The 23,995-nt window shown below is 56.9% G+C and carries 26 protein-coding genes; 11 read left to right on the top strand and 15 right to left on the bottom strand.

What is annotated here, in order from left to right:
* Window positions 1-5: 5 nt before the first annotated feature.
* Window positions 6-893, bottom strand: a complete 888-nt coding sequence (locus tag INF58_RS11960) for a LysR family transcriptional regulator (RefSeq protein ID WP_112792776.1) — start codon at window positions 891-893, stop codon at window positions 6-8.
* Between the two features lie 97 nt (window positions 894-990).
* Here INF58_RS11960 and INF58_RS11955 point away from each other — a divergent pair, with 97 nt between their 5' ends.
* Window positions 991-1,593 carry a short chain dehydrogenase gene (locus INF58_RS11955; protein ID WP_193527741.1) on the top strand — a complete coding sequence of 201 codons (603 nt, stop codon included), beginning with the start codon at window positions 991-993 and terminating at the stop codon, window positions 1,591-1,593.
* Here the strand turns inward: INF58_RS11955 and INF58_RS11950 are convergent.
* The 5 genes from INF58_RS11950 to INF58_RS11930 form a co-directional block, all read right to left on the bottom strand.
* Window positions 1,590-2,321 (bottom strand): bifunctional 2-polyprenyl-6-hydroxyphenol methylase/3-demethylubiquinol 3-O-methyltransferase UbiG, encoded by a 732-nt coding sequence (locus INF58_RS11950; RefSeq protein ID WP_193527740.1) that lies wholly within the window; start codon window positions 2,319-2,321, stop codon window positions 1,590-1,592. The two genes, INF58_RS11955 and INF58_RS11950, sit on opposite strands and share 4 nt — an antisense overlap.
* Window positions 2,322-2,395: 74 nt before the next feature.
* Window positions 2,396-3,394, bottom strand: a complete 999-nt coding sequence (locus INF58_RS11945) for a transketolase family protein (protein ID WP_063451815.1) — start codon at window positions 3,392-3,394, stop codon at window positions 2,396-2,398.
* Window positions 3,394-4,239: a transketolase gene (locus tag INF58_RS11940; RefSeq protein ID WP_193033245.1), complete on the bottom strand. Its 846-nt coding sequence runs from the start codon at window positions 4,237-4,239 to the stop codon at window positions 3,394-3,396. Before INF58_RS11940 ends, INF58_RS11945 begins: the two co-directional genes overlap by 1 nt.
* A gap of 12 nt (window positions 4,240-4,251) precedes the next feature.
* Entirely contained in the window at window positions 4,252-5,001 is a 750-nt protein-coding gene (locus tag INF58_RS11935; protein ID WP_003862216.1) for an SDR family NAD(P)-dependent oxidoreductase, read from the bottom strand.
* A 36-nt stretch (window positions 5,002-5,037) separates the two neighbouring features.
* Window positions 5,038-6,369, bottom strand: coding sequence for an MFS transporter (locus tag INF58_RS11930; protein ID WP_193033244.1), 1,332 nt, complete (start codon window positions 6,367-6,369; stop codon window positions 5,038-5,040).
* A gap of 216 nt (window positions 6,370-6,585) precedes the next feature.
* On the opposite strand from INF58_RS11930, the gene INF58_RS11925 reads away from it, so the two are divergent.
* Window positions 6,586-7,506 carry a LysR substrate-binding domain-containing protein gene (locus INF58_RS11925; protein WP_063451819.1) on the top strand — a complete coding sequence of 307 codons (921 nt, stop codon included), beginning with the start codon at window positions 6,586-6,588 and terminating at the stop codon, window positions 7,504-7,506.
* A gap of 18 nt (window positions 7,507-7,524) precedes the next feature.
* On the opposite strand, the gene INF58_RS11920 is transcribed toward INF58_RS11925, so the two are convergent.
* The 6 genes from INF58_RS11920 to INF58_RS11895 form a co-directional block, all read right to left on the bottom strand.
* The gene (locus INF58_RS11920; protein ID WP_193527739.1) at window positions 7,525-8,904 is read right to left on the bottom strand and encodes an amidohydrolase family protein; all 1,380 of its coding nucleotides are present in this window, start codon (window positions 8,902-8,904) and stop codon (window positions 7,525-7,527) included.
* Window position 8,905: 1 nt separating this feature from the next.
* On the bottom strand, window positions 8,906-9,862 hold the full coding sequence (locus tag INF58_RS11915) for a carbamate kinase family protein (protein WP_193527738.1): 957 nt from the start codon (window positions 9,860-9,862) through the stop codon (window positions 8,906-8,908).
* Window positions 9,859-11,409: a xanthine permease gene (locus INF58_RS11910; RefSeq protein ID WP_088204888.1), complete on the bottom strand. Its 1,551-nt coding sequence runs from the start codon at window positions 11,407-11,409 to the stop codon at window positions 9,859-9,861. The genes INF58_RS11915 and INF58_RS11910 overlap by 4 nt, the downstream gene beginning before the upstream one ends.
* 11 nt (window positions 11,410-11,420) lie before the next feature.
* Window positions 11,421-12,836 (bottom strand): DUF1116 domain-containing protein, encoded by a 1,416-nt coding sequence (locus INF58_RS11905; protein WP_193527737.1) that lies wholly within the window; start codon window positions 12,834-12,836, stop codon window positions 11,421-11,423.
* Window positions 12,836-14,377: an acyl-CoA synthetase FdrA gene (gene fdrA / locus INF58_RS11900; protein ID WP_063869466.1), complete on the bottom strand. Its 1,542-nt coding sequence runs from the start codon at window positions 14,375-14,377 to the stop codon at window positions 12,836-12,838. The genes INF58_RS11905 and fdrA overlap by 1 nt, the downstream gene beginning before the upstream one ends.
* A 106-nt stretch (window positions 14,378-14,483) precedes the next feature.
* The gene (locus INF58_RS11895) at window positions 14,484-15,089 is read right to left on the bottom strand and encodes an ankyrin repeat domain-containing protein (RefSeq protein WP_063869464.1); all 606 of its coding nucleotides are present in this window, start codon (window positions 15,087-15,089) and stop codon (window positions 14,484-14,486) included.
* Between the two features lie 320 nt (window positions 15,090-15,409).
* Here INF58_RS11895 and INF58_RS11890 point away from each other — a divergent pair, with 320 nt between their 5' ends.
* Window positions 15,410-16,339, top strand: a complete 930-nt coding sequence (locus INF58_RS11890; RefSeq protein ID WP_193527736.1) for a LysR substrate-binding domain-containing protein — start codon at window positions 15,410-15,412, stop codon at window positions 16,337-16,339.
* Here INF58_RS11890 and INF58_RS11885 read toward each other — a convergent pair.
* On the bottom strand, window positions 16,336-16,494 hold the full coding sequence (locus INF58_RS11885) for a YqaE/Pmp3 family membrane protein (RefSeq protein WP_003862203.1): 159 nt from the start codon (window positions 16,492-16,494) through the stop codon (window positions 16,336-16,338). The two genes, INF58_RS11890 and INF58_RS11885, sit on opposite strands and share 4 nt — an antisense overlap.
* A gap of 178 nt (window positions 16,495-16,672) precedes the next feature.
* Between INF58_RS11885 and INF58_RS11880 the strand changes: the two genes are divergently transcribed.
* Together INF58_RS11880 and INF58_RS11875 are read left to right on the top strand one after the other, a co-directional pair.
* Entirely contained in the window at window positions 16,673-17,191 is a 519-nt protein-coding gene (locus INF58_RS11880; RefSeq protein WP_193527735.1) for a rhodanese family protein, read from the top strand.
* A gap of 82 nt (window positions 17,192-17,273) precedes the next feature.
* Window positions 17,274-17,453: a hypothetical protein gene (locus INF58_RS11875; protein WP_063451827.1), complete on the top strand. Its 180-nt coding sequence runs from the start codon at window positions 17,274-17,276 to the stop codon at window positions 17,451-17,453.
* Window positions 17,454-17,490: 37 nt separating this feature from the next.
* Here INF58_RS11875 and stpA read toward each other — a convergent pair whose 3' ends face one another.
* Complete coding sequence (gene stpA / locus INF58_RS11870) at window positions 17,491-17,895, bottom strand: DNA-binding protein StpA (protein ID WP_063869457.1); 405 nt, start codon at window positions 17,893-17,895, stop codon at window positions 17,491-17,493.
* A 496-nt stretch (window positions 17,896-18,391) separates the two neighbouring features.
* Here stpA and alaE point away from each other — a divergent pair, with 496 nt between their 5' ends.
* Window positions 18,392-18,841 (top strand): L-alanine exporter AlaE, encoded by a 450-nt coding sequence (gene alaE / locus INF58_RS11865; RefSeq protein ID WP_063869455.1) that lies wholly within the window; start codon window positions 18,392-18,394, stop codon window positions 18,839-18,841.
* Between the two features lie 32 nt (window positions 18,842-18,873).
* On the opposite strand, the gene INF58_RS11860 is transcribed toward alaE, so the two are convergent.
* The gene (locus INF58_RS11860; RefSeq protein ID WP_193527734.1) at window positions 18,874-19,218 is read right to left on the bottom strand and encodes a DUF2002 family protein; all 345 of its coding nucleotides are present in this window, start codon (window positions 19,216-19,218) and stop codon (window positions 18,874-18,876) included.
* 158 nt (window positions 19,219-19,376) lie between these two features.
* Here INF58_RS11860 and INF58_RS11855 point away from each other — a divergent pair, with 158 nt between their 5' ends.
* The 5 genes from INF58_RS11855 to nrdF all read left to right on the top strand — a co-directional run bounded on the left by INF58_RS11855 (window position 19,377) and on the right by nrdF (window position 23,679).
* The gene (locus INF58_RS11855; protein ID WP_063869453.1) at window positions 19,377-19,703 is read left to right on the top strand and encodes a DUF883 domain-containing protein; all 327 of its coding nucleotides are present in this window, start codon (window positions 19,377-19,379) and stop codon (window positions 19,701-19,703) included.
* Window positions 19,704-19,946: 243 nt separating this feature from the next.
* On the top strand, window positions 19,947-20,186 hold the full coding sequence (gene nrdH, locus INF58_RS11850) for a glutaredoxin-like protein NrdH (protein WP_063451831.1): 240 nt from the start codon (window positions 19,947-19,949) through the stop codon (window positions 20,184-20,186).
* Window positions 20,183-20,593, top strand: coding sequence for a class Ib ribonucleoside-diphosphate reductase assembly flavoprotein NrdI (nrdI, locus tag INF58_RS11845; RefSeq protein ID WP_063869450.1), 411 nt, complete (start codon window positions 20,183-20,185; stop codon window positions 20,591-20,593). Before nrdH ends, nrdI begins: the two co-directional genes overlap by 4 nt.
* A complete protein-coding gene (gene nrdE / locus INF58_RS11840) occupies window positions 20,566-22,710 on the top strand; it encodes a class 1b ribonucleoside-diphosphate reductase subunit alpha (RefSeq protein ID WP_193527733.1) in 2,145 nt (714 codons plus the stop codon). Before nrdI ends, nrdE begins: the two co-directional genes overlap by 28 nt.
* Before the next feature lie 9 nt (window positions 22,711-22,719).
* The gene (gene nrdF, locus INF58_RS11835) at window positions 22,720-23,679 is read left to right on the top strand and encodes a class 1b ribonucleoside-diphosphate reductase subunit beta (RefSeq protein WP_064909824.1); all 960 of its coding nucleotides are present in this window, start codon (window positions 22,720-22,722) and stop codon (window positions 23,677-23,679) included.
* The last annotated feature ends 316 nt before the right edge of the window (window positions 23,680-23,995 follow it).

The raw sequence follows: 23,995 nt of genomic DNA, 5'->3' as shown, positions 1-23,995 counted from the left end.
TTTTTTTATAGTGTGCCCAATCTTAGCAGAATATGCGCAATAAATTCCGTTAGCTTAGGCAGCGGACGCAAATCCTGACGCCACAGTAAATGCACCGGCCTCGGCGCGGGTGTGAATGCCTCCAGCACCCGTACCAGCCTGCCGCTCGCCAGCTCTTCCGCTACCAGCACTTCCGGTTGCAGCAACAGTCCAGCCCCGGCTCGCGCCGCCATGCGTAACCCGTAGCCGTCATTGCACCTCAAGACGGCATCCCGCTTCCAGCGCACTTCGCCTTCAACCCCCGGCAGCCGCCACTCGTTACGCGCCGTCCATACCGTGTGCGACAGGCACAGATGATCCACCAGATCGGCTGGCGTTTGCGGCGTACCGTGGCGCGCCAGATATTCCGGCGCGGCGCAGATCGTCATGTTGTAAGGACACAGGTATTTCGCCACCAGATCGTCATGACGAATCTCACCGATGCGAATGGCCAGATCGACCCCTTCTTCTACCAGATCGACCATTCGATTGGTGAGATCCAGCTCGATGCGCACTTCCGGGTAGCGCTGTAAAAACGAGGCGGTCAGGGGCGCGATAACGCAGCCGCCAAACGATGTGGGGGCCGTCACGCGCAGGGTGCCGGCAGGTGCGGCACGCAGACGTTCAACCGCGTTTTCGGCAATCGAGACCTGCTCCAGCACGCGCCTTGTCTCTTCGTAATAAACGCGTCCGGCATCCGTCAGGCTCTGGCGGCGGGTGTTGCGCTCCAGCAGCCGCGTGCCGAGCTGCGATTCCAGCTGTGCAATATACTTCCCGACCATCACCGCCGACATCTCCAGCCGCGACGCCGCGCCGGTAAAGCTGCCGCTCTCTACCACCGCGATAAACGTCTCCATTCCGCGAAGCTTATCCATATTCCAAACCTTTGGTTAGTAATCATCTAACTTTAGCCCAGTTTATCTGACTTTTTATTTATTAAAGAATGAGGGCTTACAACATGAGGAGTCGGATATGAAAATCGTCATTATTGGTGCCAGCGGTACGGTCGGTCGTGCAGTCGCAGAAGAGTTAAGCCAACGCCACGAGACGATCCGCGTGGGTCGCACGCAGGGCGATCGTCAGGTGGATATCACCTCTCAGGCGAGCGTACAGGCGCTGTTCGAAAAAATCGGCCCGGTGGATGCGATCGTCTCCGCAACCGGAGGGGTGCACTTCGGCCCGCTCGCAACTATGACCGACGGCGAGTTCAACCAGGGCTTGCAGGATAAGCTACTGGGGCAGGTTCGTCTGGCGCTGACCGGCCAGCACTACCTGAACGAAGGCGGTTCGATTACGTTGATAAGCGGGATTGTGGCGCACGAGCCGATTGCACAGGGCGTCAACGCCACCACGGTAAACGCGGCGCTGGAAGGGTTTGTCCGCGCCGCGGCCTGCGAACTGCCGCGCGGTATTCGCATTAACCTGATCAGTCCGACGGTGCTGACGGAATCCGCCGAAGCGTATGATGGCTTCTTCCCCGGCTTTGAAAGCGTTTCCGCCGCGAGCGTGGCGCAGGCCTACCGCCGCAGCGTGGAAGGGGTGCAGAGCGGTCGGGTATATAAAGTCGGTTATTAAGCCTTACGGGCGGCGATGAGCACCAGCATCGGGCGCTCCGCCTCTTCAGCCAGCGCGGGCCAGGCGTCAACCTGCGCCTGCGTTGGCCCCCACTCATTGACTTCACTTATCGTTAATCCCGCCTTGACCAGCGCGTTGAGGACCGTACCCAGCGTGCGGTGATATTTGATGACCCCCTCTGCCAGCCAGTTGCTGACGCGCTTGCCTTCGTCCTGATAATGGTTAACGCCCCAGAACCGCTCACCGTTGTCATCGGTGAGCCAGCCCTGACGGTTGGCGCAGGTGTAAATCGGGTGTTCCATCGAGAAGACCAGGCTGCCGCTGGGTTTGAGCGCGCGCTGGACGTTGGCGAATAATATGTCCAGTTGCGGCAGGTAGTGCAGCGCCAGCGAGCTGTAGACCAGATCGAGACTGTTTTCGCGAAGCTGAAGAGATTCCAGATCGCTACGCTGATAGTGAATCTGCGCGTCATCCGTCAGTTCAGCCGCGCGGGCCAGCATTTTTTCTGAGATATCGACGCCCGTAACGTCGCAAGCGCCCAGCTCGCGCGCCACGCGGCAGAACCAGCCGTAGCCGCAGCCGAGATCGATAACCGCTTTGCCGGTTAAATCAGGCAGCATTGCCTTGAGCGCAGGCCACTCAGGCGCACCGTCCAGCCCCTGCACCGAGCGCGGAAGCTGAGCGTAGCCTTCAAAAAACGCCGGGTTGTCGTAGATGTTTTGTGCCATGACGGACTCCTTTATCGCAACAGAGGCAAGGGTAAAGCCCCCCTCGCCCGTTGGCAACGTATCCGTCTGATAAATCACAGCCTGCGCCGGATTTTCTCCACCATGGCTGTGGTTGAGATCCCGTAGCGGTCATGAAGGGTTGGCAACGCGCCCGCATCAAGGAACGCGTCCGGCAGCGCGACGGTATCGAAATCCACGTTCACGCGGTTGCGCATCAACAGCGACGCGACGGCTTCGCACAACCCGCCTACGCTGCTGTGGTTTTCCGCCACAATGACCAGCCGTCCCGGCTTCGCGGCCTGCGCCAGGATCGTCTCTTCGTCCAGCGGCTTAATGGTGGGCGAGTGCAGCACCGCCACGCTGACGTTATCCTTACGCAGTTGCTTCGCCGCTTCCAGCGCACGCATGGTCATCAGGCCTGAGGCGACGATCAGGACATCGCTCCCCTCTTCCAGCAGCGCAGCTTTGCCAAGCTTAAACTGGTAGTTGTACTGGTCCAGCACCACCGGCACCTTGCCGCGCAGCAGGCGCATATAGACAGGGCCATCGTGCGCTGCCATCGCCGGCACCGCCTGTTCCGTGTCGATTGCGTCACAGGGATCGATAATCGTCATGCCCGGAATACCGCGCATAATCGCAATATCTTCCGTCGCCTGGTGGCTCGGCCCGTAACCGGTGGTTAGCCCCGGCAGCGCCGCGCAGATCTTCACGTTCAGGTGCTCTTCAGCAATCACCTGATGGATAAAGTCGTAGGCGCGGCGGGTAGCGAAGACGGCATAGGTTGTGGCGAAAGGAATAAAGCCCTCTTTCGCCATGCCGCCCGCGGCCCCCATCAGCAGCTGTTCGGCCATGCCCATCTGGAAGAAGCGTTCCGGGTAGGCCTGGGCAAAGATATGCAGATCGGTGTATTTGGACAGATCCGCCGTCATACCGACGATCTCCGGTCGCTGTTCCGCCAGCTTTACCAGCGCGTGGCCGAACGGTGCGGCGCGCGTCTCCTGGCCCTCTTCCGCGATAGAGGCAATCATCGCCGACGTGGTTAAACGCGGTTTTTTCTCCGTGGTCTGGCTCATTACAGCACTCCTTCAGGTTTGTTGGCATCCAGCACGGCGAGTGCCTTTTGCCACTCGTCAGCATCCACGCGAATAAAATGGTTCTTGTCACGCTTTTCGAGGAACGGCACGCCCTTGCCCATCAGCGTGTCGCACAAAATGACGCGCGGCTGGTTTTCCGGGTAGCGTTTGGCATTATCAAACGCCGTCACCAGCGCAGGAACATCGTTGCCGTTCACGCGCTGCACGTACCAGCCGAAGGAGGTCCATTTATCCTCCAGCGGCTCAAAGCCGAGGATCGCGTGCGAGTTGCCATCCGCCTGCTGGCGGTTAATGTCCACCAGCACGATCAGGTTCGACAGGCCGTGATGTGCCGCCGACATTGCCGCTTCCCAGGTTGACCCTTCGTCCAGCTCGCCGTCCGACATGGAGTTAACGACCCATGCCGCGCTCTGCTTGTGCTTCAGCCCCAACGCCATGCCAACGCCAATGCTTAAGCCCTGCCCCAGCGAACCGCCGGAGATCTCCATACCTGGTGTGTAGGTTGCCATACCGGACATCGGCAGGCGGCTGTCGTCCGCACCGTAGGTCTCCAGCTCCTCTTCAGGAACGATCCCGGCTTCAATCAGGGCCGCATAACAGGCAATGGCGTAATGGCCGTGGGAGAGCAGAAAACGGTCACGCCCTTCCCACTCCGGCTCGCCCGGTTTAAGGTTCATTCCGTGGGTAAACGCGGTGGCCAGCACATCGGCATAGCCCAGCGCCTGCCCGATGTAGCCCTGCCCCTGCACTTCGCCCATGCGCAGCGCGTAGCGGCGAATGCGCCAGGCCGCGGCGACAACCTGTTGAACTGTGGTATCCGTCATCGTCGTATCTCCTTAATGGATCAGCATCCCGCCGTTCACGTCGAGCGTGATACCGGTGGAGTAAGAAGAGAGGTCGCTGCCGAGGAACAGCGCGGCACGGGCAATATCCTGCGCGTCTCCGAGGCGGTTAAGCGGAATGCCCGCCAGAATGGACGTTTTCATCTCATCGCTCAGCTTGCCTGCGGTGATGTCCGTCTGGATAAGACCCGGCGTGATGCAGTTTACGCGCACGTTGTCGGGCCCCAGTTCACGCGCCATAGCTTTTGCCAGTCCCAGCACACCCGCTTTTGCAGCGCTGTAGTGTGGGCCGCCGAAGATGCCGCCGCCGCGCTGGGCCGATACCGATGAAATGCAGACGATGCTGCCCGACTTTTGCGCGCGCATAGTGGGAATAACCGCCTGGGACATTAGCAGCGTGCCGCGCAGGCTGACGTCAAGCACCGCATCGTAATTTTCGCGTTTGATATCCATCAGCTTGATCGGCTGAGTAATGCCGGCGTTATTCACCAGAATATCGATGCGCCCGTATTTCCCCAGCACCTGCTCAATGGCGGCATTAACCTGTAATTCATTGCTGACGTTCGCCGCAAGGCCCAGATGTTCGTCGCCCAGGCTCGCGGCGGCAGCCCGGCTGGCTTCAGCGTTTAAATCGATAATCACCACTTTCGCACCCTGTTCGGCATATAATTTCGCTGTAGCGAAACCCAAACCGCGTACGGAAGCCGCGCCGGTAATAACGGCGACTTTATTTTTCAGTAGCATATATTTACTCCATTCGGACAAGAGAGATTTAATGATTTATTTCGGTTCTTCCAGCAGCATAATCATAATTAAGCCAATGGCTGCGCAAATACCGAAATAAATAAACACGGAATTAAAACTACCTGTTTTATCCAGCAGATAACCTGCCAGCATCGGGGAAACAAATCCGCCGAGATTACCGCCGCTGTTGATGATGGACGCGGCAATGGGATAGGTTTTATTGTCCGCAACAGCCATGCCATAAGCTGTAAAAGCGGGCCAGCCAATATTCAGACAGAGGCCGACAAAAAATAGCCCGACGCAAACCGCCACGGTGCTTTGCGGAATATTCAGCATAATGACCATCATTAAAACGGTGCTGATGGCGGTAAACATCATGGTCGGTTTACGTCGGCGGCCGAGCAGTTTGTCGGAGACGTAGCCGCCAAAAATCGCACCGATAAATCCACCGATGCACGGCATGCTGGCGACCAGCCCCATGCTCATAAACGTAAAGCCTTTCTCTTTCACCAGATAGAGCGGGATCCACGTCAACAGTCCGTACAGCACGCTGACCATCATAAAATAGGCTACGCAGTCGCCGAGAATATTCTTCGAGGTAAACAGCCCTTTCACCGTGCTTACCGGGGCTAACTCCCGCACGCGGATCAGCCGATCGAGGCGTGCAAAGCCCGGTGAAATCACGATGTTTTCACGTCTGGCGTCCGGCGTCTCCTGACCGGCGGTAATGGTCTCCAGCTCCGCTTTAGAGACGAATGCGCTCTCGGACGGCTTCGTGCGTACCAGCAGATACCACAGGACGGCAATGACCAATCCTGGGATCGCAAAGGAGAAGAAGACCCAGCGCCAGCCCCAGGTCATGGCGATCCACACGGCCAGCGGCGGCACGAGGATGGGCGCGAACATGGTGGCGGCGATGTAGACGCCCGTGGCCGTGGCCTTCTCCTTTGGCGGAAACCAGTTATTGATGGTGGAGGCCAGCCCGACCGGGCACGGCCCCTCTGTTAACCCCAGCCCCAGGCGGATACACTTCAGGCCCAGAACCGAGGTTGCGGTGCCCATCAGCCAGGTAAAGGCAGAGAAGCCGAATATCGACAGTGCCACCATGCCGCGAATTCCCTTTTTGGCAATAAAAAAGCCCGCAGGAATTTGGCTCAGGGCATATCCCAAAAAAAACATGCTGGCGATAGCACCGGCTTCGAAATTATTGATATGAAATTCGTCAATGATAAACGGCAGTACCGCACCAATATTTGTTCGGTCAGCATAGTTAATGGCATAAACAATAAAAATTAATGCCAGCACAACGAAACGGTAATTGGTTTTTTTAGTCTTTATGTAGGGGACAGCTTGTTCTATACGAGACATAACTTACCTCATTATTCGAACACCGTGAGTCGTTTTATTATTGCGTTCAACGTCAATATATCGGCTCACCCATGAAACGCCATTCAATAAAGCTCATTTATTGCTGAGATAAATTTGATTCGCGATACAGCTCAAAAAAAATAACATCGGTATAAAATTGCCCGCTCGCAGTCACAATGTTATGTTTTTTATCAATTATCGTGTAAGGAGTAGGCCATGTCCGCGCAGGATCGCCAGACGTTATCGCTGCCCTCGCTCAGAAATTTGCAGGCGTTTATCGCCGTTGCTAACGCCCTGAGCATTCATCAGGCGGCGGAACAGCTCAACGTCACGCCTTCGGCGGTAAGCCACCAGATCGCGTCGCTGGAATCGTGGCTGGGCAAGAAATTATTTATCCGCAGCGGCAAAGGGGTTCAACTCACCCCGACGGGAGAAAAATATCTGCGGGAGGTCTCGGCGGCGATGAGCGCCATTGGGCGCGCCACCGATCAGATCGTGAAAGAAAAAGACAATGCTGTGCTTCGCGTGCACTCTTCCCCCACCTTCGGACTGTCATGGCTGTTGCGCCGTCTGGGCAGATTCCGCGCCGAATATCCTGATATCACCATCAATCTCACCTGCTCCTATGAGAACCAGCAGTTCGCCAGAGATAATATCGACATTGATATCCGTCATGGTATTCCGGACTGGGATGCTTACCGGGTGATGACCATTAAAAACGACACTCTGGTAGTATTGGCCTCGCCGGGCTATGCAGAAGAGCATCCCATCAGCACGCCTGCCGATCTGCTGCAACAGTCGCTTATCTCCTCCACCAGCACTCTGGTGAACTGGGAAAAATGGTTCGCCTGGCACAATATCGACAGGCCCTGGCTCAATTTCAGCCTCAGCTTCGACCGTTCCTATATGAGCTTTGAAGCGGCGCGCATGGGGCTGGGGTTTATTCTGGAGAGCAAAATGATGGCTACCGATCACCTGAAGGATGGCTCGCTGGTACAGGTTCTGCCGGATGAGATGGGAATCGCCATTAACGCGCATCATCTGGTGATGCCGCACATGAACGAACGCGCGTGGAAGATCCAGCAGTTCGTCGAGTGGATTGATCGGGAGTTGCGATTGTCGGGGTATCACCTGTAGCGATACCCCATCGTGGCGTCAGGCGACCGTGCCCCAGACGAGGTTCCCCTTGTGGAACGTCGCGGTGCGCGGAGAAATGCGCGCCACCGCCTCGGCGGAACAGGAGGCGTCCACCAGCACAAAGCTGGCGTCGTCCTGCGCTTTCGGCCATACGCGTTCACCTTTATCGTTCAGCGGCAGCACGTCGCCGGTGGCGATGCCGAGCGCGCGGGAGAGCGTCTGCTCGTTCGGGCGAATATAGAGCTGGGCGTACAGATTGGCTTTCTCCAGCATGTCACCCAGACCGTACGGCGACCAGTGGTCGATCACGCTGTCGGTGCCGGTCATAACAAACACGCCCTTCTCCCGCAGCTGCTTCAGCGGCATGTGCAGGGTGCCAATCGGCACGGTGGAGGCGATGGTCACCTGCTGCGCCGCCATGCGGGTGGCAATCTCATCCACCTGCTGCTCGTTGAGCGTCGCCAGCGCGAAGGCGTGGCTGATGGTCAGCTTCCCCTTCAGCGCCGGCGTTTTCTCCACGGTTTCCACCATGTAATTCACCGCCGCCACGCCCGCCGGGCTGGTTTCGTGCAGGTGAATATCCACCCCTTTGTCGTAGTCCAGCGCAATCTGGAACATGGTATCGAGCGATTTTTCCATCGCGCCGTCAACGCTGGTTGGGTCCAGCCCGCCCACGTAGTGCGCCCCGGCCTGCATCGCCTCGCGCATCAGCTTTTCAGAGTTGGAGAGCAGCAGACCGTGCTGCGGGAAGGCAACGATTTCGCAGTCGAAACCTGCGCTGCGGCGCGCCAGCACCGCCTGCAAATTTTCCAGGTTTTTCAGGCCGGAAACCGGCTCAATATTACAGTGGCTGCGGGCGATGGTGGACCCTTTCGACTGGATCAGGTCGATCAGCTTTTCGGCGCGTTCTTGCGTGTAGGGCTGTAACTCCGGCAGCAGCTTCTGTTCCAGGCGGATCATATCCTGAATAGTGGTTCCCGCCGGGCGGTTGAGCGACCGCCACGGGCCGCCGTAAAAGGTTTTATCCAGATGGATGTGCATGTCGCGCATCGCCGGAAGCATCAGTTTCTTACCCGCGTCGTAGTGCGGCAGCGCGGCGTCGGCGTGGCTGTTGTTGTCGCGCAGGGCGACGATCTTCCCGTCTTTGATCTCCAGCGTTTTCAGCTCGGTGCGGGTGCTTGTCGCCACGTTGCCGTCGACGTTGAACCCGGCCTCCAGCAGCACGTTGTCCAGATAGTAATGTTTTGCGGTGATGTTCATCGGTTTCCCCGTCTCGCAGGTTGCCTTTGCAGTATCGGCAGCATACGCGACGGAGCCGGTTGCGCCAAACAGCGCGCAGGCGGTGACCATTTTGCCGCTCTGGCTGATAAACTCGCGGCGGCTTTTGTTTTCACTCATCTTATCTTCCTTCATTAACAATGTGGGTACCCGTTTCACCGCGCAGCGCCGCGGGCAGGCAGTCCGGCGAGGTGATGATCACGCGCCTGCCGCCGTGGCGTAAAAACGCCAGCGAGGCGACGATTTTTGGCAGCATGCTGCCCGCCGGGAAGTGGCCTTCGTTCATGTAGCGCGTCATCTGCGCCACGCTGACGGTGTCCAGCGCCTGCTGGTCTGGCTTGCCGAAGTTAACGCAGACTTTCTCCACGCCGGTGGTTATCACCAGCACGTCGGCGCAGATCTCGCGCGCCAGCAGCGCGGTGGAGAGATCTTTATCGATAACCGCATCGACGCTTTGATAGTCCCCCTGCTCGCTGCGCACCACGGGAATGCCTCCGCCGCCCGCGCCGATGACCACAAAACCCTTATGCGTTAGCGCCTTAATCGCATCCGCCTCGACGATGCGCAGCGGCTGGGGTGAGGCCACCACGCGGCGATAGCCCCGGCCTGAATCCTCGACAAAATGCCAGTCCGGGTGCGCGAGCTGTAGCTCGTCGCGCTGCGCCTCGCTGAAGAACGCGCCGATCGGTTTTGTCGGGTGCGTAAAGCCGGGATCGTTTTTATCCACCTCCACCTGGGTAACGACCGTGACCGCCTTCTGCTCGCCGCGCGCCGCCAGGCGGTTGTTGAGCGCCTGCTGGATGAGGTAGCCGATACCGCCCTGGGTATCCGCCACGCAGTTTGCCAGCGGGGTCAGCGGCAGCCCTTCCCGCTCGTGGGCGATCTCGGCGCGGCGCAGATCCAGCCCCACCTGCGGGCCGTTGCCGTGGGTGAGGACGATGTCATAGTCGGAGGCCAGCATTTCGAGCACCGACTCGGCCACCGCTTTGACCGCCTGCGCCTGATGTTCAACCGACTGGCTGGCGTTGTCTTTGATGATGCTGTTGCCGCCGATGGCGACGACCATAAGCTCTTTCATACGTTTTCCTTCGCAACAGTAACTTCAGCGCTCGCAACTTCGCGGCTGTCGAGGAAATGCTTCACCACAAACATCCCGCCCATCATCAGGTAGGCCGTGACGAACATCAGGGAACTGCCCTCGGCAAAGCCCACCACCGGCGCGTGGATCACGCCAAACAGCGCCAGCAGCGCACCTCCTGCGGCGGCGGCGGCTCCGCGCAGCGGTTTGTTGATGATGGCGAAGATAGCGATACAGCCCCAGAGCATGCTGGCGAGCGGTGCGCCGTTGCCGAGGTGCATCAGCCCCTCGTAGTAGATCCCTTTGCTGTGCAGCACGTCGGTGCCAATTTTCGCCGCGCTGGTTCCCGCCGCGCTCATCACGCTGTTCATCATGGTCAGCGCCCAGTTAGCGATCCACGGGAACAGGCAGATAAAGATGACGGGCACCTCCACTTTCGGCGTTTCCCGCACCACCTGGTTGGCGGTGACGACGCCGATAAACACCAGAATCGGCACGATAGCGGTCATCGGTATGATGGCGAGCATAAACGCCCCCAGCCCGAACAGCGGCACGATAAACATGGTTACGCCGGACGCCAGCGTGTAGCCGATGCTCGCCCCCATCGCCTTCCAGCCGGGATGGCCCACGTAGACCGTGACCGGGAACGGGTTGCCCATCAGGCAGCCAAGCATGGAAGCCAGGCCGTTTGCCAGCATTACCTTGCGGGTCGGGTACTCATCCCCCGCCGCGTGGGCGCTTTCGATGTTCTCCAGGTCAAAGATGTAGTTCGCCAGCCCCAGCGGCACGGCGGACGCCAGATACGGCAGCGCGTGCGGCAGGCCCTGCATAAAGCTGTCCACGTGAACCTCAGGCGGGTTAAAGCCGAAGGAGGACATAGACGCTTTAATGGCATCCGGGCTTTGCAGTCCGGAAATCCACGCTAATGCCGTTCCGGCAATCAGCAGCAGCAGGCCGGTCGGGATTTTGGCGAAAATCGGCTTTTTACCGAACCAGTTAATGAAGATCAGCAGCAGGACGATGAACGACACGGTGGGCGCTTCGAACGCCTGCAACATCGGGTTCATCGCCAGCAGCAGCAGGCCAAGACCGGACAGGCACGACAGCAGCACGGTACGCGGGATCATCTTGCGGATGGTCTCACCCAGGAACGAGCCGCCCGCGAGGATCATCGCTTCCACGAAGCACCACACCAGGCCAATCTGAATCGCGAAATCCGCATCCCCGGTTTGCTGGTAGACGGGCATCAGGACCAGGAAGGTCACGGTAAAAATCGAGGGTGCGCTCGGGCCGGACGGCAGCGCGGTGACGTCCGTACGTCCGGTGGCGCGCGCCATTTGCAGGCCAAACCATGTGTAGCATAAGCTCGCTACCAGCACCGCCAGCCCGAAGGCCGGCGCGATGCGTCCATAAACAATCTCCTTCGGGATGCCGACGACAAAAATGAGCAACCCCATCATGGTCAGCAAATTGGTCAGGTTGTTGGTCATCAACCCGAAATAGGCCGCCCAGTCACCTCTTTTCCACTCCAGTTTCATGTTTTTCATGGATGCATACCTTATAGAACGTAGCGATCGCGGAAGGTCAACAGCGCCTTTTCAAAACAGCTAAACGGCGGGTGAACGATGCCCGCCCCAATCATGCCGATGCCCGCGTCCTTGTGGGCTATGGCGGTGTTGATCACCGGCAGAATGCCGCTGCCCGCCACTCTGGTGATGTCGATGGCGGTTGGAATGCCCATAAACGACAGCAGCGGAATGGTGACGTTCGGGTTCTCGCCGAGGGTGATTTCGCGCATCTGGCGGGAGAAGTCGATGGCTTCCTCCACCGTGCCGCCCACCAGCGCAACGATGGCCGGCGCCGTCGCCATCGCAAAGCCGCCGATGCCGTAGGTTTCGGTGATGGCGCTGTCGCCAATGTCCAGTCCGGAGTCTTCCGGCTTATAGCCTGCGAACATCGGGCCAATCACTTGCTGCGCCGGACCGGTAAACCACTGCCCCGGCAGGCCGGAAACGCGCAGGCCGAACTCGTAGCCGTTGCGCGCCATGGTAGTCACGACGGTGCTGTACTCAATGCCGTGGGCGGCATCCAGCGCGGCCTTACACATCGCCATCCACGTCGGGCCAGAGAAGTAGTCGCTGCTGGCGACAAACTCGAACACCTCACGCTGCTGCTCCACCGGATAGCCCGCCTGGATCAGCCCCGGCGTCAGGGCCTGGATCAGCAGCGTGGTGCCCGCGTTGTTGCGGTTGTGGCACTCGTCGCCCATGTGCAGCGCCTGGGCCAGCATCAGGCGCAGGTCGATTTCGCCGATGATGTTCATCGCGTCGCGCAGCATCGGGCCGAGCACGTCGCGCATCCAGTTCAGGCGGTCGATCACGCTCTGGTCGTTGGCGCCCATGCGCAGGATCTTCGCCATTTGCTCGCTGAGGTTGGTGAACGCCCGGTTGCCGTAGGTTTTGTTCTCAACGATGTGCATAAACATCGACGCGGAGGTGACGCCCGCCATGGAGCCCACACAGTCGTGCTCGTGGCACGGCGAGAAGGTGATGTCGCCTGAAGCCGCCAGCCTTGCCGCGTCCTCCAGATCCGTCGCCAGCCCTTCAAACACCAGCGCACCGGTAACCGCGCCCTTCATCGCCCCGCACATGTTTTCCCAGGAAACCGGCGGACCGGCGTGCAGAATGGTGGTGCGGGTCATGCCCGGCACCACGTTAATCGCCTGGTCATAGCCCACCAGCACCGGATGGGACTGAATAATGCGCTCAAGGGCGATTTTGTTCGCGGCGGCGATCTTCTCCGCCAGCGGTTTCTCTGCCAGCTGGTCGAGCGCCTCCACCACCTGCATATTGCCCTGCCCCGGCGGCGTCCAGTCGAGCTGGGTCACGGGAACGTGCTGCTTTTTGAGGTCGTCGCTGAACATCGCAATGCCGACGTTAATGACGTTAAGCGGCTGGTTGAATAAAGTGGTCATTATGCTTTCTCCCCTTTGCAGACAAATTCGCGTGCCAGTAATCCGGTGTTGGTGCTGCTGCTGGCCCAGATGACGCCTGCGTCGGTCAGCCGCTGGCACTGCTGCGCCAGCGACTGCGGATCCTGGTCGGTGCCGAGCACGTAGCCGAGGATCTCCAGCGGACGGTTATCGGCTTTCGCAATGGCCTGTGCCTCTTTGATCGCCTCGATCATCACCCCCACCGGATCCTCGTGTGCGCCAAAGCCGAGCACGAAGTCCATGACGATGACGCCCACCTGCGGATCGCGCGCCTCCTGTAGCAGGCGGCTGATGCGGTTAGTCGGGTCAATCATTGGGTGCGGTTTGCCGTTGGTGAAGTCGTCGTCACCGAAGTCAAGGAAGGTGTGGGCCTGGCTGACGCTGATGTCCTTCAGGCGCTTAGCCGGATCGGGCTGGATATTGCTCCAGACATCGTCGAATTTCGCAAGCGCGGCGAACATCGCTTCGTCGCACAGGGTGCCGCCGCAGAACAGGCCGCGAATGTACTTCTGCTGCGGCGTCAGGCGGGCGCGCACCTCTTCAATCAGCGGCCAGTTGAGCGGATGTAAATCCAGCGACTCTTTTTTAACGCCGGTGAGCAGCACCGCTTTGAGCGCCGCCTCTTTGGTGCCACGGGCAAACTGCAAGCCGTCTTCATCGGCGGGCGGGTCGTTGCGGCCAAGGAAACAGACGACCACGGGCTTGCGGCAGGCGCGTGCGCGGGCCAGCACTTTTCCGGCCACCGCGGGTGCAGGTGGCTTGGAGATGAGCGCAATCACCTGGGTGCCCTCATCCGCCTCAAGCATGTCAATGGCGTCGAGCATCATCAGGCCGCCGATTTTCTCGCTGAGATCGCGCCCGCCGGTGCCGATCAGCTGCGACACGCCGCCGCCGAACTCGTGAATGCGTACGCTCAGCTCCTGGCTGCCGGTGCCGGAGGCGCCCACAATCCCAATCGGCCCGCGACGTACCGCGTTGGCGAAGCACAGCCCTGCACCGTTGATGATGGCGGTCCCGCAGTCCGGCCCCATCATCAGCAGCCCTTTCTCATGCGCCAGCTGCTTCAGCGCCAGCTCGTCGTCCAGCGACACGTTATCGGAAAAGAGCATGACGTTAAGATCGTTTTCCAGCGCCTGACGCGCTTCGCGGGCGGCAAAGGTGCCGTTGACGGAAATCACCGCCAGGTTGCTGTCCGGGCGATGGGTTTTGGCGCTGGCAATCGTCGCGTAGCGTGCTTCGTGGCTGCCGCTGCTCGCTTTGCGGGTAAATAAGGCTTCTATTTCCGCCAGCGTTTCATCGTTCGCCGCGTCGCCTTTAATCACGATCATCAGGTCGCCATTTTTAGCTTCTGCTAATTCCGGCGTGAGCAGCCCGAGATTTTTCAGAACGCCTTTATTCATTTCCGTCGCCATCGCCACAAATGCCTGTTCGACGCCCGGCAGTTTATTGGCTTTGGTGGAAACCGACATTAAGGAAACCGAATCAAAATACGTGTTCTTTTTTATGACGATTTTGGTTGGCATTATTTTCACCTGTTTAAGATAAAAGGGGGCCGCCGTCGTGCTAAAAGCACGTCGGTAACAATGCGTTTTTGATTAATGGCCAGCCGGAAAAGGCTGGCCAATTGCGCTATGCGCCTGCCGCCAACAGCAGGTCTGCTATCGCGTTGAAGCCTTTTTCCCGCGCCAGTTCGAGCGGGGTTTTGCCGTATTTATCGGTCATGTGCGGATTCGCGCCGTGATCCAGCAGCAGCTTCACAATTTCCTGCTGCTTTGCGCCGCCGTCGTTTAACACGATGGCTTCAAGCAGCGGTGTCCAGCCGACAAAATTGGTGTGGTTGACGTTAATATCGGTTTTTTCCAGCAGCTCGCGCACGATTTCAACGTGCCCTTTTTCACTGGCAGGGGTTATACCCACGCCGCCAAAACGCGTCAGACGGTCGAGATCCGGCTCCGCTGGAAGAACAATGCGCAGCAGGGTTAAATCATTGGTCAGGCAGCTAATCAGGAAGGGGTTAAAGCAGGTCTGGTCCTGTTTATCAATATCCGCCCCAGCGGCAATTAAAAATTCCACGCAGGCGTAATGCTTTTTCAGGCTGGCAATAATAATGGCGGTTCTTTTCTGGCGGTTGGTCGCGTTAATATCCACGCCTTTCTTCAGGCAGGCTTTTAGCGCATCGATATTGCCCTCTTCTGCCGCCAGCAGAAATTCTGTAACCAGTGCAGTTGCAGACATATTAAGACTCCCTATGTGTCACTTCTGATGACCTGAGAATAGCAACAGGCTGTTCATAAAAGAATCCGCTTAAAAATGATTCATCGACACGCAATTCATTGTTGACTTAAATTCAACAGTCAGGCAAAAACGTGCGTCTGTGCAACCTTTTTCTTATGTTTTACCGCGTTCAGGCACCTTAGGCTGCATTATCCTTATGGCTGAAAAAACCTTACATGACGCGGCCCTACGTAAAAAGCCAGAACTGTGACCGGCATCAAACTTGATGTAACGTCGTTGTTAAAATATGTTCAAAACTGATGGTCACCCGGAGCCATAATATGAATTCCATCTTTACCGAAGAGAATTTGCTGGCCTTCACCACCGCGGCGCGTTTTGGCAGTTTTAGCAAAGCTGCTGCCGAGCTGGGCGTGACCACCTCCGCCATCAGCTACACCATTAAGCGCATGGAGACCGGGCTGGACGTGGTGCTGTTTGTACGCAACACGCGCAGCATTGAGCTGACCGAATCCGGCTTTTACTTTTATCGTAAAGCGACCGACCTGCTGAATGACTTTCACGCCATCAAGCGCGGGATTGATACCATTTCGCAGGGCATTGAGACGCGGGTGCGCATCTGCATTAATCAGCTTTTGTATACGCCATGCCATACCGCGCGTTTGCTCCAGGTGTTGAAAAAACAGTTTCCCACCTGCCAGATCACGGTGACGACCGAGGTGTACAACGGCGTCTGGGATTCCATCATTAATAATCAGGCCAACATTGCCATTGGCGCGCCGGATACGCTGCTGGACGGCGGCGGGATCGATTACACCGAAATAGGCGCAATCCGCTGGGTATTTGCCATCGCCCCGACGCATCCGCTGGCGTTCGCCCCGGAGCCCATTTCTGAAAGTCAGCTGCGTCTGTATCCCAATATCATGGTCGAGGACACTGCGCACACCATCAACAAGAAGGTCGGCTGGCTGCTTCATGGCCAGGAGGCGATTCTGGTACCGGACTTCAACACCAAATGTCAGTGTCAGATCCTGGGGGAAGGTATTGGATTTTTACCGGAGTATATGACGCGGGAGGCGGTAGAGGACGGGCTGCTGGTGACGCGGCGGATCAATAATCCGCGCCAGGACTCGCGCATGCTGCTCGCCACGCAGCATGCGGCGACCGGTCAGGTCACGCGCTGGATCAAACAGCAGTTTGGCCCCGAGGGCGCGCTGACCCGGATCTACAGTGACTTACTGTGGCGTATTTAGCTTTTCGTCTGAACCCAAAACGCGTGGATAAGGCCCGGGAAGTAACCCAGGATGGTCAGAAGGATATTCAGGATAAACGCCCAGCCCAGTCCCTTGCCAAGCAGCACGCCCAGCGGCGGGAGAATAATCGTAAAAACAACACGCCAAAAACCCATAAAAACTCCGTGCAAGCTAACCAATTGAAAAGTATAAAAGACACAACTCTAAGCGTAGCCAGTTTACGGGTAACTGCCATTCGGCACTCGCGCTTTTACCTGCCTTTACCCTCTTTACACTGGCTTAAACCTTGCCTTAAATGCTCTACTGTTCTGAAAATGGCCGTAAGGAAACACAATGTCTCTTCCCCTTATTACGCCCCGGCAGGCAAGCACGCTGATTGCAGAGGGCGCTAAACTCATCGATATTCGCGACGCCGACGAATTTGCCCGCGAGCATATTCCGGCGGCGCACTCCATCCCGCTGGATTCGTTACCCGGCGGGCTAAACCCAGCGCCGGGAGAAACGGTGATTTTCCACTGTCAGTCCGGCGCGCGAACCTCAAACAATGCCGCTCGTCTTGCCCGGGCAGCGTCCCCTGCAAACGCCTTTGTGGTTGAGGGGGGTATTCAGGGCTGGAAGCAGGCCGGGCTGCTGACCGTTGAAGACAGATCGCAACCCCTTCCGCTGATGCGTCAGGTGCAGATCGCCGCCGGGCTGCTGATCCTCTGCGGCGTGGTGCTGGGCTACAGCGTCTCCAGCGCCTTTTTCCTGCTGAGCGGTTTTGTGGGCGCCGGGCTGCTGTTTGCCGGTGTGACGGGTTTTTGCGGCATGGCGCGACTGCTAAAAGTGATGCCGTGGAACCGGCGTACCTGATAAGGGGTATTTGCAAGATTAGACTGTACCCCGCCCCCGGACGTGGGCTATGGTGAAGATCATAACAACGTTAGGAGGTGCTATGTTTTCTGTCGGCGATTATGTTCAACCGCGTCAGGGCGGTCCGAAACTGAAAGTACTCGAAGTGAATGGTGAAAATATTGTGGCCGTACAGGCCAGCAATGAGCAGGGCGAGAAATATAACCTGAAAGCGGCGGACGTGGTTCTGTACTCCGAAGAAGGTGACTTTGGCGTCTGCTGAGTCAATAACCGGGCGGAATACACCGCCCGAATTATCATCAGATCAGAAAATCGTCCAGAGATTTACCGTTTGCCAGCGCGTTCGCAATGGGCTTTGGCGTACGTCCCTGACCGGTCCACGTTTTCTCTTCACCGTTCGCATCGATGAAACGATATTTCGCCGCACGCGCTTTACGTTTTTTAGCCGGCTGGCCCGCATGAGCCAGTTCACCGCCTAACAGATCGCTCGGGGAAATACCGTCAGCCTTCATCAGTTCCAGCAGAGCATTAATTTTTTCCTGCTGCTCAGCGCGTTGACGCTCTAATTCAGCCTGCTCGCTGCGTTTTTCTTCCGTGACCATCCGGACTTTTTCCAGCATTTCTTCCAGAACATCCATGGATAATTCACGCGCCAGCGCCCGGAGCGTACGGATATTATTAAGATTCTGTAACGTTAAAGCCATAATAATGAGAAACCTTTCTTCGTGTGTATAACATAAATCAGGCAACAGAATAATTGATTTTTGTTCTGATATCTACCCACCCTGTCGTTTTGACATTATTGTAAATGTTTTAGAATATCCCGTTAATATAACCCGGAATTATCCGTCAGTTATAATGCGTAATATACCGTCCTGCATCTGGTCAAAAACGCCTGTTTAAAACCGTTCAAAAAACCGTCCTTAAACGCTCGTACAACAAACGTTTCACGCATGCTCAGATAAGCTAATCGTTTGATTTCTTTCAACAAAAACGTTGATGGGAAAGAAAATAACGAAGCGCGCAAAAAACAGACGACTTTAGAGAATTTTATGGACAAAGCGCCACTAAATAAAGATTAATCACTACTTGTTAGTTAAAAGCCAGAGAGATACGCTATACACTCAAAACAAACCAACCTAAAGCACTAAACGCCGCAGGTAAAACGCCACTTTTTTGTCCTGTTCGAGGAGTTCAGACATGTTCTCACCGCAGTCTCGCCTGCGCCATGCGGTAGCGGATACTTTCGCGATGGTCGTTTACTGTTCCGTCGTGAACATGCTGATTGAAATATTTCTGTCGGGAATGTCCTTTGAGCAGTCCCTCTCGTCGCGCCTGGTGGCCATTCCGGTGAATATTATGATCGCCTGGCCGTACGGACTGTATCGCGATGCGGTGATGCGTTATGCCCGGCGTATTAGCCCGGCAGGTTGGGTAAAAAACCTGGCTGACGTGCTGGCCTATGTAACGTTCCAGTCCCCGGTGTATGTGGTTATTTTGCTGACGGTGGGCGCAGACTGGCATCAAATCGCCGCCGCGGTAAGTTCGAATATCGTGGTATCAATGCTGATGGGTGCGGTGTACGGTTACTTTCTGGACTACTGCCGTCGCCTGTTTAAAGTCAGCCCCTATAGCCAGGCCAAAGCGTAAGGTGAGGCGACTGGCACATGCCAGTCGCAGAGTTATTGTACGTCGCCAAACAGCCCTTTCAGGAACCGCTCCAGCGCCATACGCGAGCTGAAACCGTGCGGAATACCATAATGTTCATGCGTCTCGCCGCCTATATAGAGCGGAAATTGCTGATAATGATCGCAGGTTTTAATATCCGAGGCGGGCTCAGCAAATGACAGGCTTCTGTCTTTCAGTGTCGGGTGAATAATGAGAGCAGTACGCCCCATTCTTGCTTCACGGTTAACGTAAACATAATTCTCGCCACGGCGATATCCGTACGCTTTTGATGTTACCTCATCCATGGTGAACCCTTCTTTTTCAAGAACGCGCGCCACCTCATCGGGTCGTAAATACATATCTCTTCCTCATTATCATACCTGCCGGGCAACCTTACAGTATTCAGCATTAGCAGGGCTTTCAGAATATTCCATAAACTGCCTGATAACCCGTGACTGGCTTCAGATATTAAATTTCTGAACTAGACTAAACGGGAACACAAATTATGGAGGATCGTATGTTTAACAGACCGAACCGAAACGATATTAACGACGACACCCAGGATATTCGTAATGATGTCAGCCAATTAGCGGATACGCTGGAAGCGGTGCTGAAATCCTGGGGCTCTGATGCGAAGGATGAAACAGATGCCGCGAAACGTAAGGCTCAGTCTCTGCTGCGTGAAACGCGCGCAAGGATGAATGGCCGCTCACGTACCACCCAGGCGGCCTGCGACATGGCCAGCTGCGCCACCACCTTCGTACGTGAAAAACCGCTGTGTACGCTGGGAACGGTGGCGGCGGTCGGTATTTTTGTCGGCGCCCTGCTTAGCCTGCGTAAGTAAGCGCGAGTTCTTAGCCCCGGTTGCCCCTGGCGCCGGGGCTTTTCTTTGCCGGAAAGCCTGAAAAACATGCACAGCCCGCCCTGCCCCGCCGGGCTCATCATTAGGGCCTTATCAATCTAAATTTCCCATATCTTGTGTGGTTGAAACTTATCACAACTACATCTAGTATTCCCTTTAGACAGATACACACAACATGACGCGTTTACTCGCGCCGTTCTCTCATTCTAAATGGAAATGCGAATCATGAGCATTATTATTTACACTCGTAACGATTGTGTTCAGTGCCACGCCACGAAACGGGCGATGGAGAGCCGCGGCGTGGCATTTGAGATGGTCAATCTTGATCAGGTGCCCGACGCGGCTGACATCCTGCGGGCGCAGGGTTTTCGTCAGCTTCCGGTGGTGGTTGCCGGTGATACCAGCTGGTCTGGCTTTCGCCCGGACATGATCAACCGTCTTGCCGCTCAGGCCGTCAGTGCATGAGCAGGCTGGTCTACTTTTCCAGCAGCTCGGAAAACACGCTTCGGTTTATGGAGCGCCTCGGGCTGCCTGCGATACGCATCCCGCTGAACGAGCGGGAGCGTATTCAGGTAGACGAACCTTACATACTGGTGGTGCCGAGCTATGGCGGCGGCGGCACCGCGGGGGCTGTTCCCCGTCAGGTGATCCGCTTTCTGAACGATCCCCATAACCGACAGCTGATTCGCGGCGTGATTGCGGCGGGCAATCGTAATTTCGGCGAGGCCTTTGCCCGCGCCGGGGATGTCATCTCTCAAAAATGCGGCGTGCCGTATCTCTATCGTTTTGAACTGATGGGGACACAGCAGGACGTAGAGAACGTGCGTAAAGGAGTGAACGAATTTTGGCAACGACAACCGCAGAACGCGTGATTCAGGCGACGCCGGATTACCACGCATTAAACGCAATGCTTAACCTCTACGACCGCGAGGGGCGCATTCAGCTCGATAAAGATCGTGAAGCGGTGGACGCCTTTTTTGCCGCCCACGTACGCCCGAACAGCGTTGCCTTTGGCAGCCAGCGGGAACGTCTCGACTATCTGGTAAAAGAGGGATATTACGAAGAGCGCGTCCTGACCCGCTACGATCGCGCCTTCGTGGAGGCATTGTTTGCACGTGCGCACGCCAGCGGTTTTCGCTTCCAGACGTTTCTTGGCGCATGGAAGTATTACACCAGCTACACCCTGAAAACCTTCGACGGCAAACGCTATTTAGAAAGCTTTGAAGATCGGGTGGTCATGGTGGCGCTGACGCTGGCGCAGGGCGATGAAGCTCTGGCCGAAAGGCTGACGGAGGAGATGCTCTCAGGCCGCTTCCAGCCTGCCACGCCAACCTTCCTTAACTGCGGCAAAGCCCAGCGCGGCGAGCTGGTCTCCTGCTTCCTGCTGCGTATTGAAGACAATATGGAGTCGATTGGTCGTGCGGTGAATTCGGCGCTACAGCTGTCGAAACGCGGCGGCGGCGTGGCGTTTCTGCTCTCAAACCTGCGGGAAGCGGGCGCGCCGATCAAACGCATCGAAAACCAGTCTTCCGGCGTCATCCCGGTGATGAAGATGCTGGAAGATGCGTTTTCCTACGCCAACCAGCTTGGCGCACGCCAGGGTGCGGGCGCGGTTTATCTGCACGCGCACCACCCGGATATTCTGCGTTTTCTGGATACCAAACGTGAAAACGCCGACGAAAAAATCCGCATCAAAACCCTGTCGCTCGGTGTGGTTATCCCGGATATCACCTTTAAGCTGGCCAAAGAGAATGCCGACATGGCGCTGTTCTCGCCGTATGACATTGAACGGATCTACGGCAAAGCGTTTGGCGACGTGGCGATAAGCGAGCTTTATGACGAGCTGGTTGCAGACGATCGCATCCGCAAGAAGTACATCAACGCCCGCGATTTCTTCCAGACGCTGGCGGAAATTCAGTTTGAGTCCGGCTACCCGTACATCATGTACGAGGATACGGTTAACCGCGCCAGCCCGATTGCCGGGCGCATCAACATGAGCAACCTGTGCTCGGAGATTTTGCAGGTCAACAGCGCCTCCACCTATGACGAAAACCTCGACTACGCGGACATTGGCAAAGACATCTCCTGTAACCTCGGGTCGCTGAATATTGCCCACACCATGGATTCGCCAGATTTTGGCCGCACGGTGGAGACCGCCGTTCGCGGGCTGACGGCGGTATCGGACATGAGCCACATCCGCAGCGTGCCGTCCATTGAGGCGGGCAACGCCGCGTCGCACGCCATCGGCCTGGGGCAGATGAACCTGCACGGCTACCTGGCGCGGGAAGGCATCGCCTACGGCAGCCCGGAAGGGCTGGATTTCACGAATCTCTATTTCTACACCATCACCTGGCATGCGCTGCACACCTCAATGATGCTGGCGCGCGAGCGCAACCAGCGGTTCGCAGGCTTTGAGCAGTCGCGCTACGCCAGCGGGGAATATTTCAGCCAGTATCTGGAAAGCGACTGGCAGCCGAAAACCGAAAAAGTGCGCGCGCTGTTTGACCGCGCCGGCATTACCCTGCCGACGCGCGAGATGTGGCAGCAGCTGCGCGACGACGTAATGCGCTACGGCATATATAACCAGAACCTTCAGGCGGTGCCGCCGACCGGCTCCATTTCCTATATCAATCACGCCACGTCGAGCATTCACCCGATCGTGTCGAAGATTGAAATCCGCAAGGAAGGCAAAACCGGGCGCGTCTACTACCCTGCCCCGTTTATGACCAACGACAATCTGGCGCTCTATCAGGACGCCTATGAGATCGGGCCGGAGAAAATCATTGATACCTACGCCGAGGCGACAAAGCACGTGGACCAGGGGCTGTCGCTGACGCTCTTCTTCCCGGATACCGCCACCACGCGGGATATCAATAAGGCGCAGATTTATGCCTGGAAGAAAGGCATCAAAACGCTGTACTACATTCGCCTGCGCCAGCTTGCGCTGGAAGGCACCGAAATCGAAGGCTGCGTGTCCTGCGCGCTGTAAGGAGAAAGGATGAAACTGTCACGCGTGAGTGCCGTTAACTGGAACAAGATTCAGGACGATAAAGACCTGGAGGTGTGGAACCGCCTGACCAGCAACTTCTGGCTGCCGGAAAAGGTGCCGCTCTCCAACGATATTCCGGCCTGGCAAACGCTCAGCCACGCCGAGCAGCAGCTGACAATCCGCGTCTTTACCGGCCTGACGCTGCTGGACACGATTCAGAACACCGTGGGTGCCCCCGCGCTGATGAGCGATGCGCTGACACCGCACGAAGAGGCGGTGATGTCGAATATCAGCTTTATGGAGGCGGTCCATGCCCGCTCCTACAGCTCGATTTTCTCGACGCTCTGCCAGACCAAAGACGTGGACGCGGCCTACGCCTGGAGTGAAGAGAGCGCGTCATTGCAGCGGAAGGCGGAGCTGGTGCTGGAGTATTATCGCGCCGACGAGCCGCTGAAGAAGAAGATCGCCAGCGTGTTCCTGGAATCTTTTCTCTTCTATTCCGGCTTCTGGCTGCCCATGTACTGGTCGAGCCGGGGCAAGCTTACCAATACCGCCGATTTGATTCGCCTCATTATTCGTGACGAGGCGGTGCATGGGTATTACATCGGCTATAAGTACCAGAAAGGGCTGGAAAAAGTCAGCGCAGCGAAGCAGGAAGAGCTGAAGGGATTTGCGCTCGATTTGCTGATGGATCTGTACGACAACGAGCTGAGCTATACCGAAGAACTGTACGCCGGAACGGGCTGGGAAGAGGACGTAAAAGCGTTCCTCTGCTACAACGCCAATAAGGCGCTGATGAACCTGGGCTACGAGGCGCTTTTCCCGCCGGAGATGGCGGAGGTGAACCCGGCGATCCTCGCGGCGCTGTCGCCCAACGCGGATGAAAACCACGACTTCTTTTCCGGGTCCGGCTCATCGTACGTGATGGGTAAAGCGGTGGAGACGGAAGATGAGGACTGGGATTTTTAATGAGTGAATTAACGTTCGTTAATTAAATATAAACTTCATTATTCCCGGCCGAATATTTCACTACGTACTACACTGTAATTTCCACGTCATATTCGCCTGAATCACACCGATTCAGGCGGAATTTCCCCATGCAGCAGCAAAAAATTGAGAAAAATTCAAACCACCCTCAGCCCTTTATTCATGGGAAATTCAGCCGTTTCGCTTGTGGCAAAATTCCGACCTCATGCCCGCTCAGGGTTGTCTCAGATTCTGAGTATGTTAGGGTAATGCCAGTTAACTATTTACCTTGGTAATCATATCGACATAAACAAATAAC

The sequence above is a fragment of the Enterobacter cloacae complex sp. P24RS genome (assembly GCF_014982165.1).
GTDB lineage: Bacteria > Pseudomonadota > Gammaproteobacteria > Enterobacterales > Enterobacteriaceae > Enterobacter > Enterobacter quasihormaechei.
Note: the sequence above shows the minus strand (reverse complement) of the source record. Positions and strands in the feature narration are given on the sequence as shown.

Excerpts from the sequence above, each read along its gene's own strand:
- INF58_RS11925 (WP_063451819.1), top strand. The coding sequence starts at position 6,586 with ATGTCCGCGCAGGATCGCCAGACGTTATCGCTGCCCTCGCTCAGAAAT.
- INF58_RS11885 (WP_003862203.1), bottom strand. The coding sequence starts at position 16,494 with ATGGGTTTTTGGCGTGTTGTTTTTACGATTATTCTCCCGCCGCTGGGC.
- INF58_RS11935 (WP_003862216.1), bottom strand. The coding sequence starts at position 5,001 with ATGCTACTGAAAAATAAAGTCGCCGTTATTACCGGCGCGGCTTCCGTA.
- INF58_RS11960 (WP_112792776.1), bottom strand. The coding sequence starts at position 893 with ATGGATAAGCTTCGCGGAATGGAGACGTTTATCGCGGTGGTAGAGAGC.
- INF58_RS11895 (WP_063869464.1), bottom strand. The coding sequence starts at position 15,089 with ATGTCTGCAACTGCACTGGTTACAGAATTTCTGCTGGCGGCAGAAGAG.
- INF58_RS11920 (WP_193527739.1), bottom strand. The coding sequence starts at position 8,904 with ATGAGTGAAAACAAAAGCCGCCGCGAGTTTATCAGCCAGAGCGGCAAA.
- INF58_RS11950 (WP_193527740.1), bottom strand. The coding sequence starts at position 2,321 with ATGGCACAAAACATCTACGACAACCCGGCGTTTTTTGAAGGCTACGCT.
- INF58_RS11930 (WP_193033244.1), bottom strand. The coding sequence starts at position 6,369 with ATGTCTCGTATAGAACAAGCTGTCCCCTACATAAAGACTAAAAAAACC.
- INF58_RS11860 (WP_193527734.1), bottom strand. The coding sequence starts at position 19,218 with ATGTATTTACGACCCGATGAGGTGGCGCGCGTTCTTGAAAAAGAAGGG.
- INF58_RS11880 (WP_193527735.1), top strand. The coding sequence starts at position 16,673 with ATGTCTCTTCCCCTTATTACGCCCCGGCAGGCAAGCACGCTGATTGCA.
- stpA (WP_063869457.1), bottom strand. The coding sequence starts at position 17,895 with ATGGCTTTAACGTTACAGAATCTTAATAATATCCGTACGCTCCGGGCG.
- INF58_RS11955 (WP_193527741.1), top strand. The coding sequence starts at position 991 with ATGAAAATCGTCATTATTGGTGCCAGCGGTACGGTCGGTCGTGCAGTC.
- alaE (WP_063869455.1), top strand. The coding sequence starts at position 18,392 with ATGTTCTCACCGCAGTCTCGCCTGCGCCATGCGGTAGCGGATACTTTC.
- INF58_RS11875 (WP_063451827.1), top strand. The coding sequence starts at position 17,274 with ATGTTTTCTGTCGGCGATTATGTTCAACCGCGTCAGGGCGGTCCGAAA.
- INF58_RS11910 (WP_088204888.1), bottom strand. The coding sequence starts at position 11,409 with ATGAAAAACATGAAACTGGAGTGGAAAAGAGGTGACTGGGCGGCCTAT.
- nrdI (WP_063869450.1), top strand. The coding sequence starts at position 20,183 with ATGAGCAGGCTGGTCTACTTTTCCAGCAGCTCGGAAAACACGCTTCGG.
- INF58_RS11890 (WP_193527736.1), top strand. The coding sequence starts at position 15,410 with ATGAATTCCATCTTTACCGAAGAGAATTTGCTGGCCTTCACCACCGCG.
- INF58_RS11855 (WP_063869453.1), top strand. The coding sequence starts at position 19,377 with ATGTTTAACAGACCGAACCGAAACGATATTAACGACGACACCCAGGAT.
- fdrA (WP_063869466.1), bottom strand. The coding sequence starts at position 14,377 with ATGCCAACCAAAATCGTCATAAAAAAGAACACGTATTTTGATTCGGTT.
- nrdF (WP_064909824.1), top strand. The coding sequence starts at position 22,720 with ATGAAACTGTCACGCGTGAGTGCCGTTAACTGGAACAAGATTCAGGAC.
- INF58_RS11915 (WP_193527738.1), bottom strand. The coding sequence starts at position 9,862 with ATGAAAGAGCTTATGGTCGTCGCCATCGGCGGCAACAGCATCATCAAA.
- INF58_RS11905 (WP_193527737.1), bottom strand. The coding sequence starts at position 12,836 with ATGACCACTTTATTCAACCAGCCGCTTAACGTCATTAACGTCGGCATT.
- INF58_RS11945 (WP_063451815.1), bottom strand. The coding sequence starts at position 3,394 with ATGAGCCAGACCACGGAGAAAAAACCGCGTTTAACCACGTCGGCGATG.
- nrdH (WP_063451831.1), top strand. The coding sequence starts at position 19,947 with ATGAGCATTATTATTTACACTCGTAACGATTGTGTTCAGTGCCACGCC.
- INF58_RS11940 (WP_193033245.1), bottom strand. The coding sequence starts at position 4,239 with ATGACGGATACCACAGTTCAACAGGTTGTCGCCGCGGCCTGGCGCATT.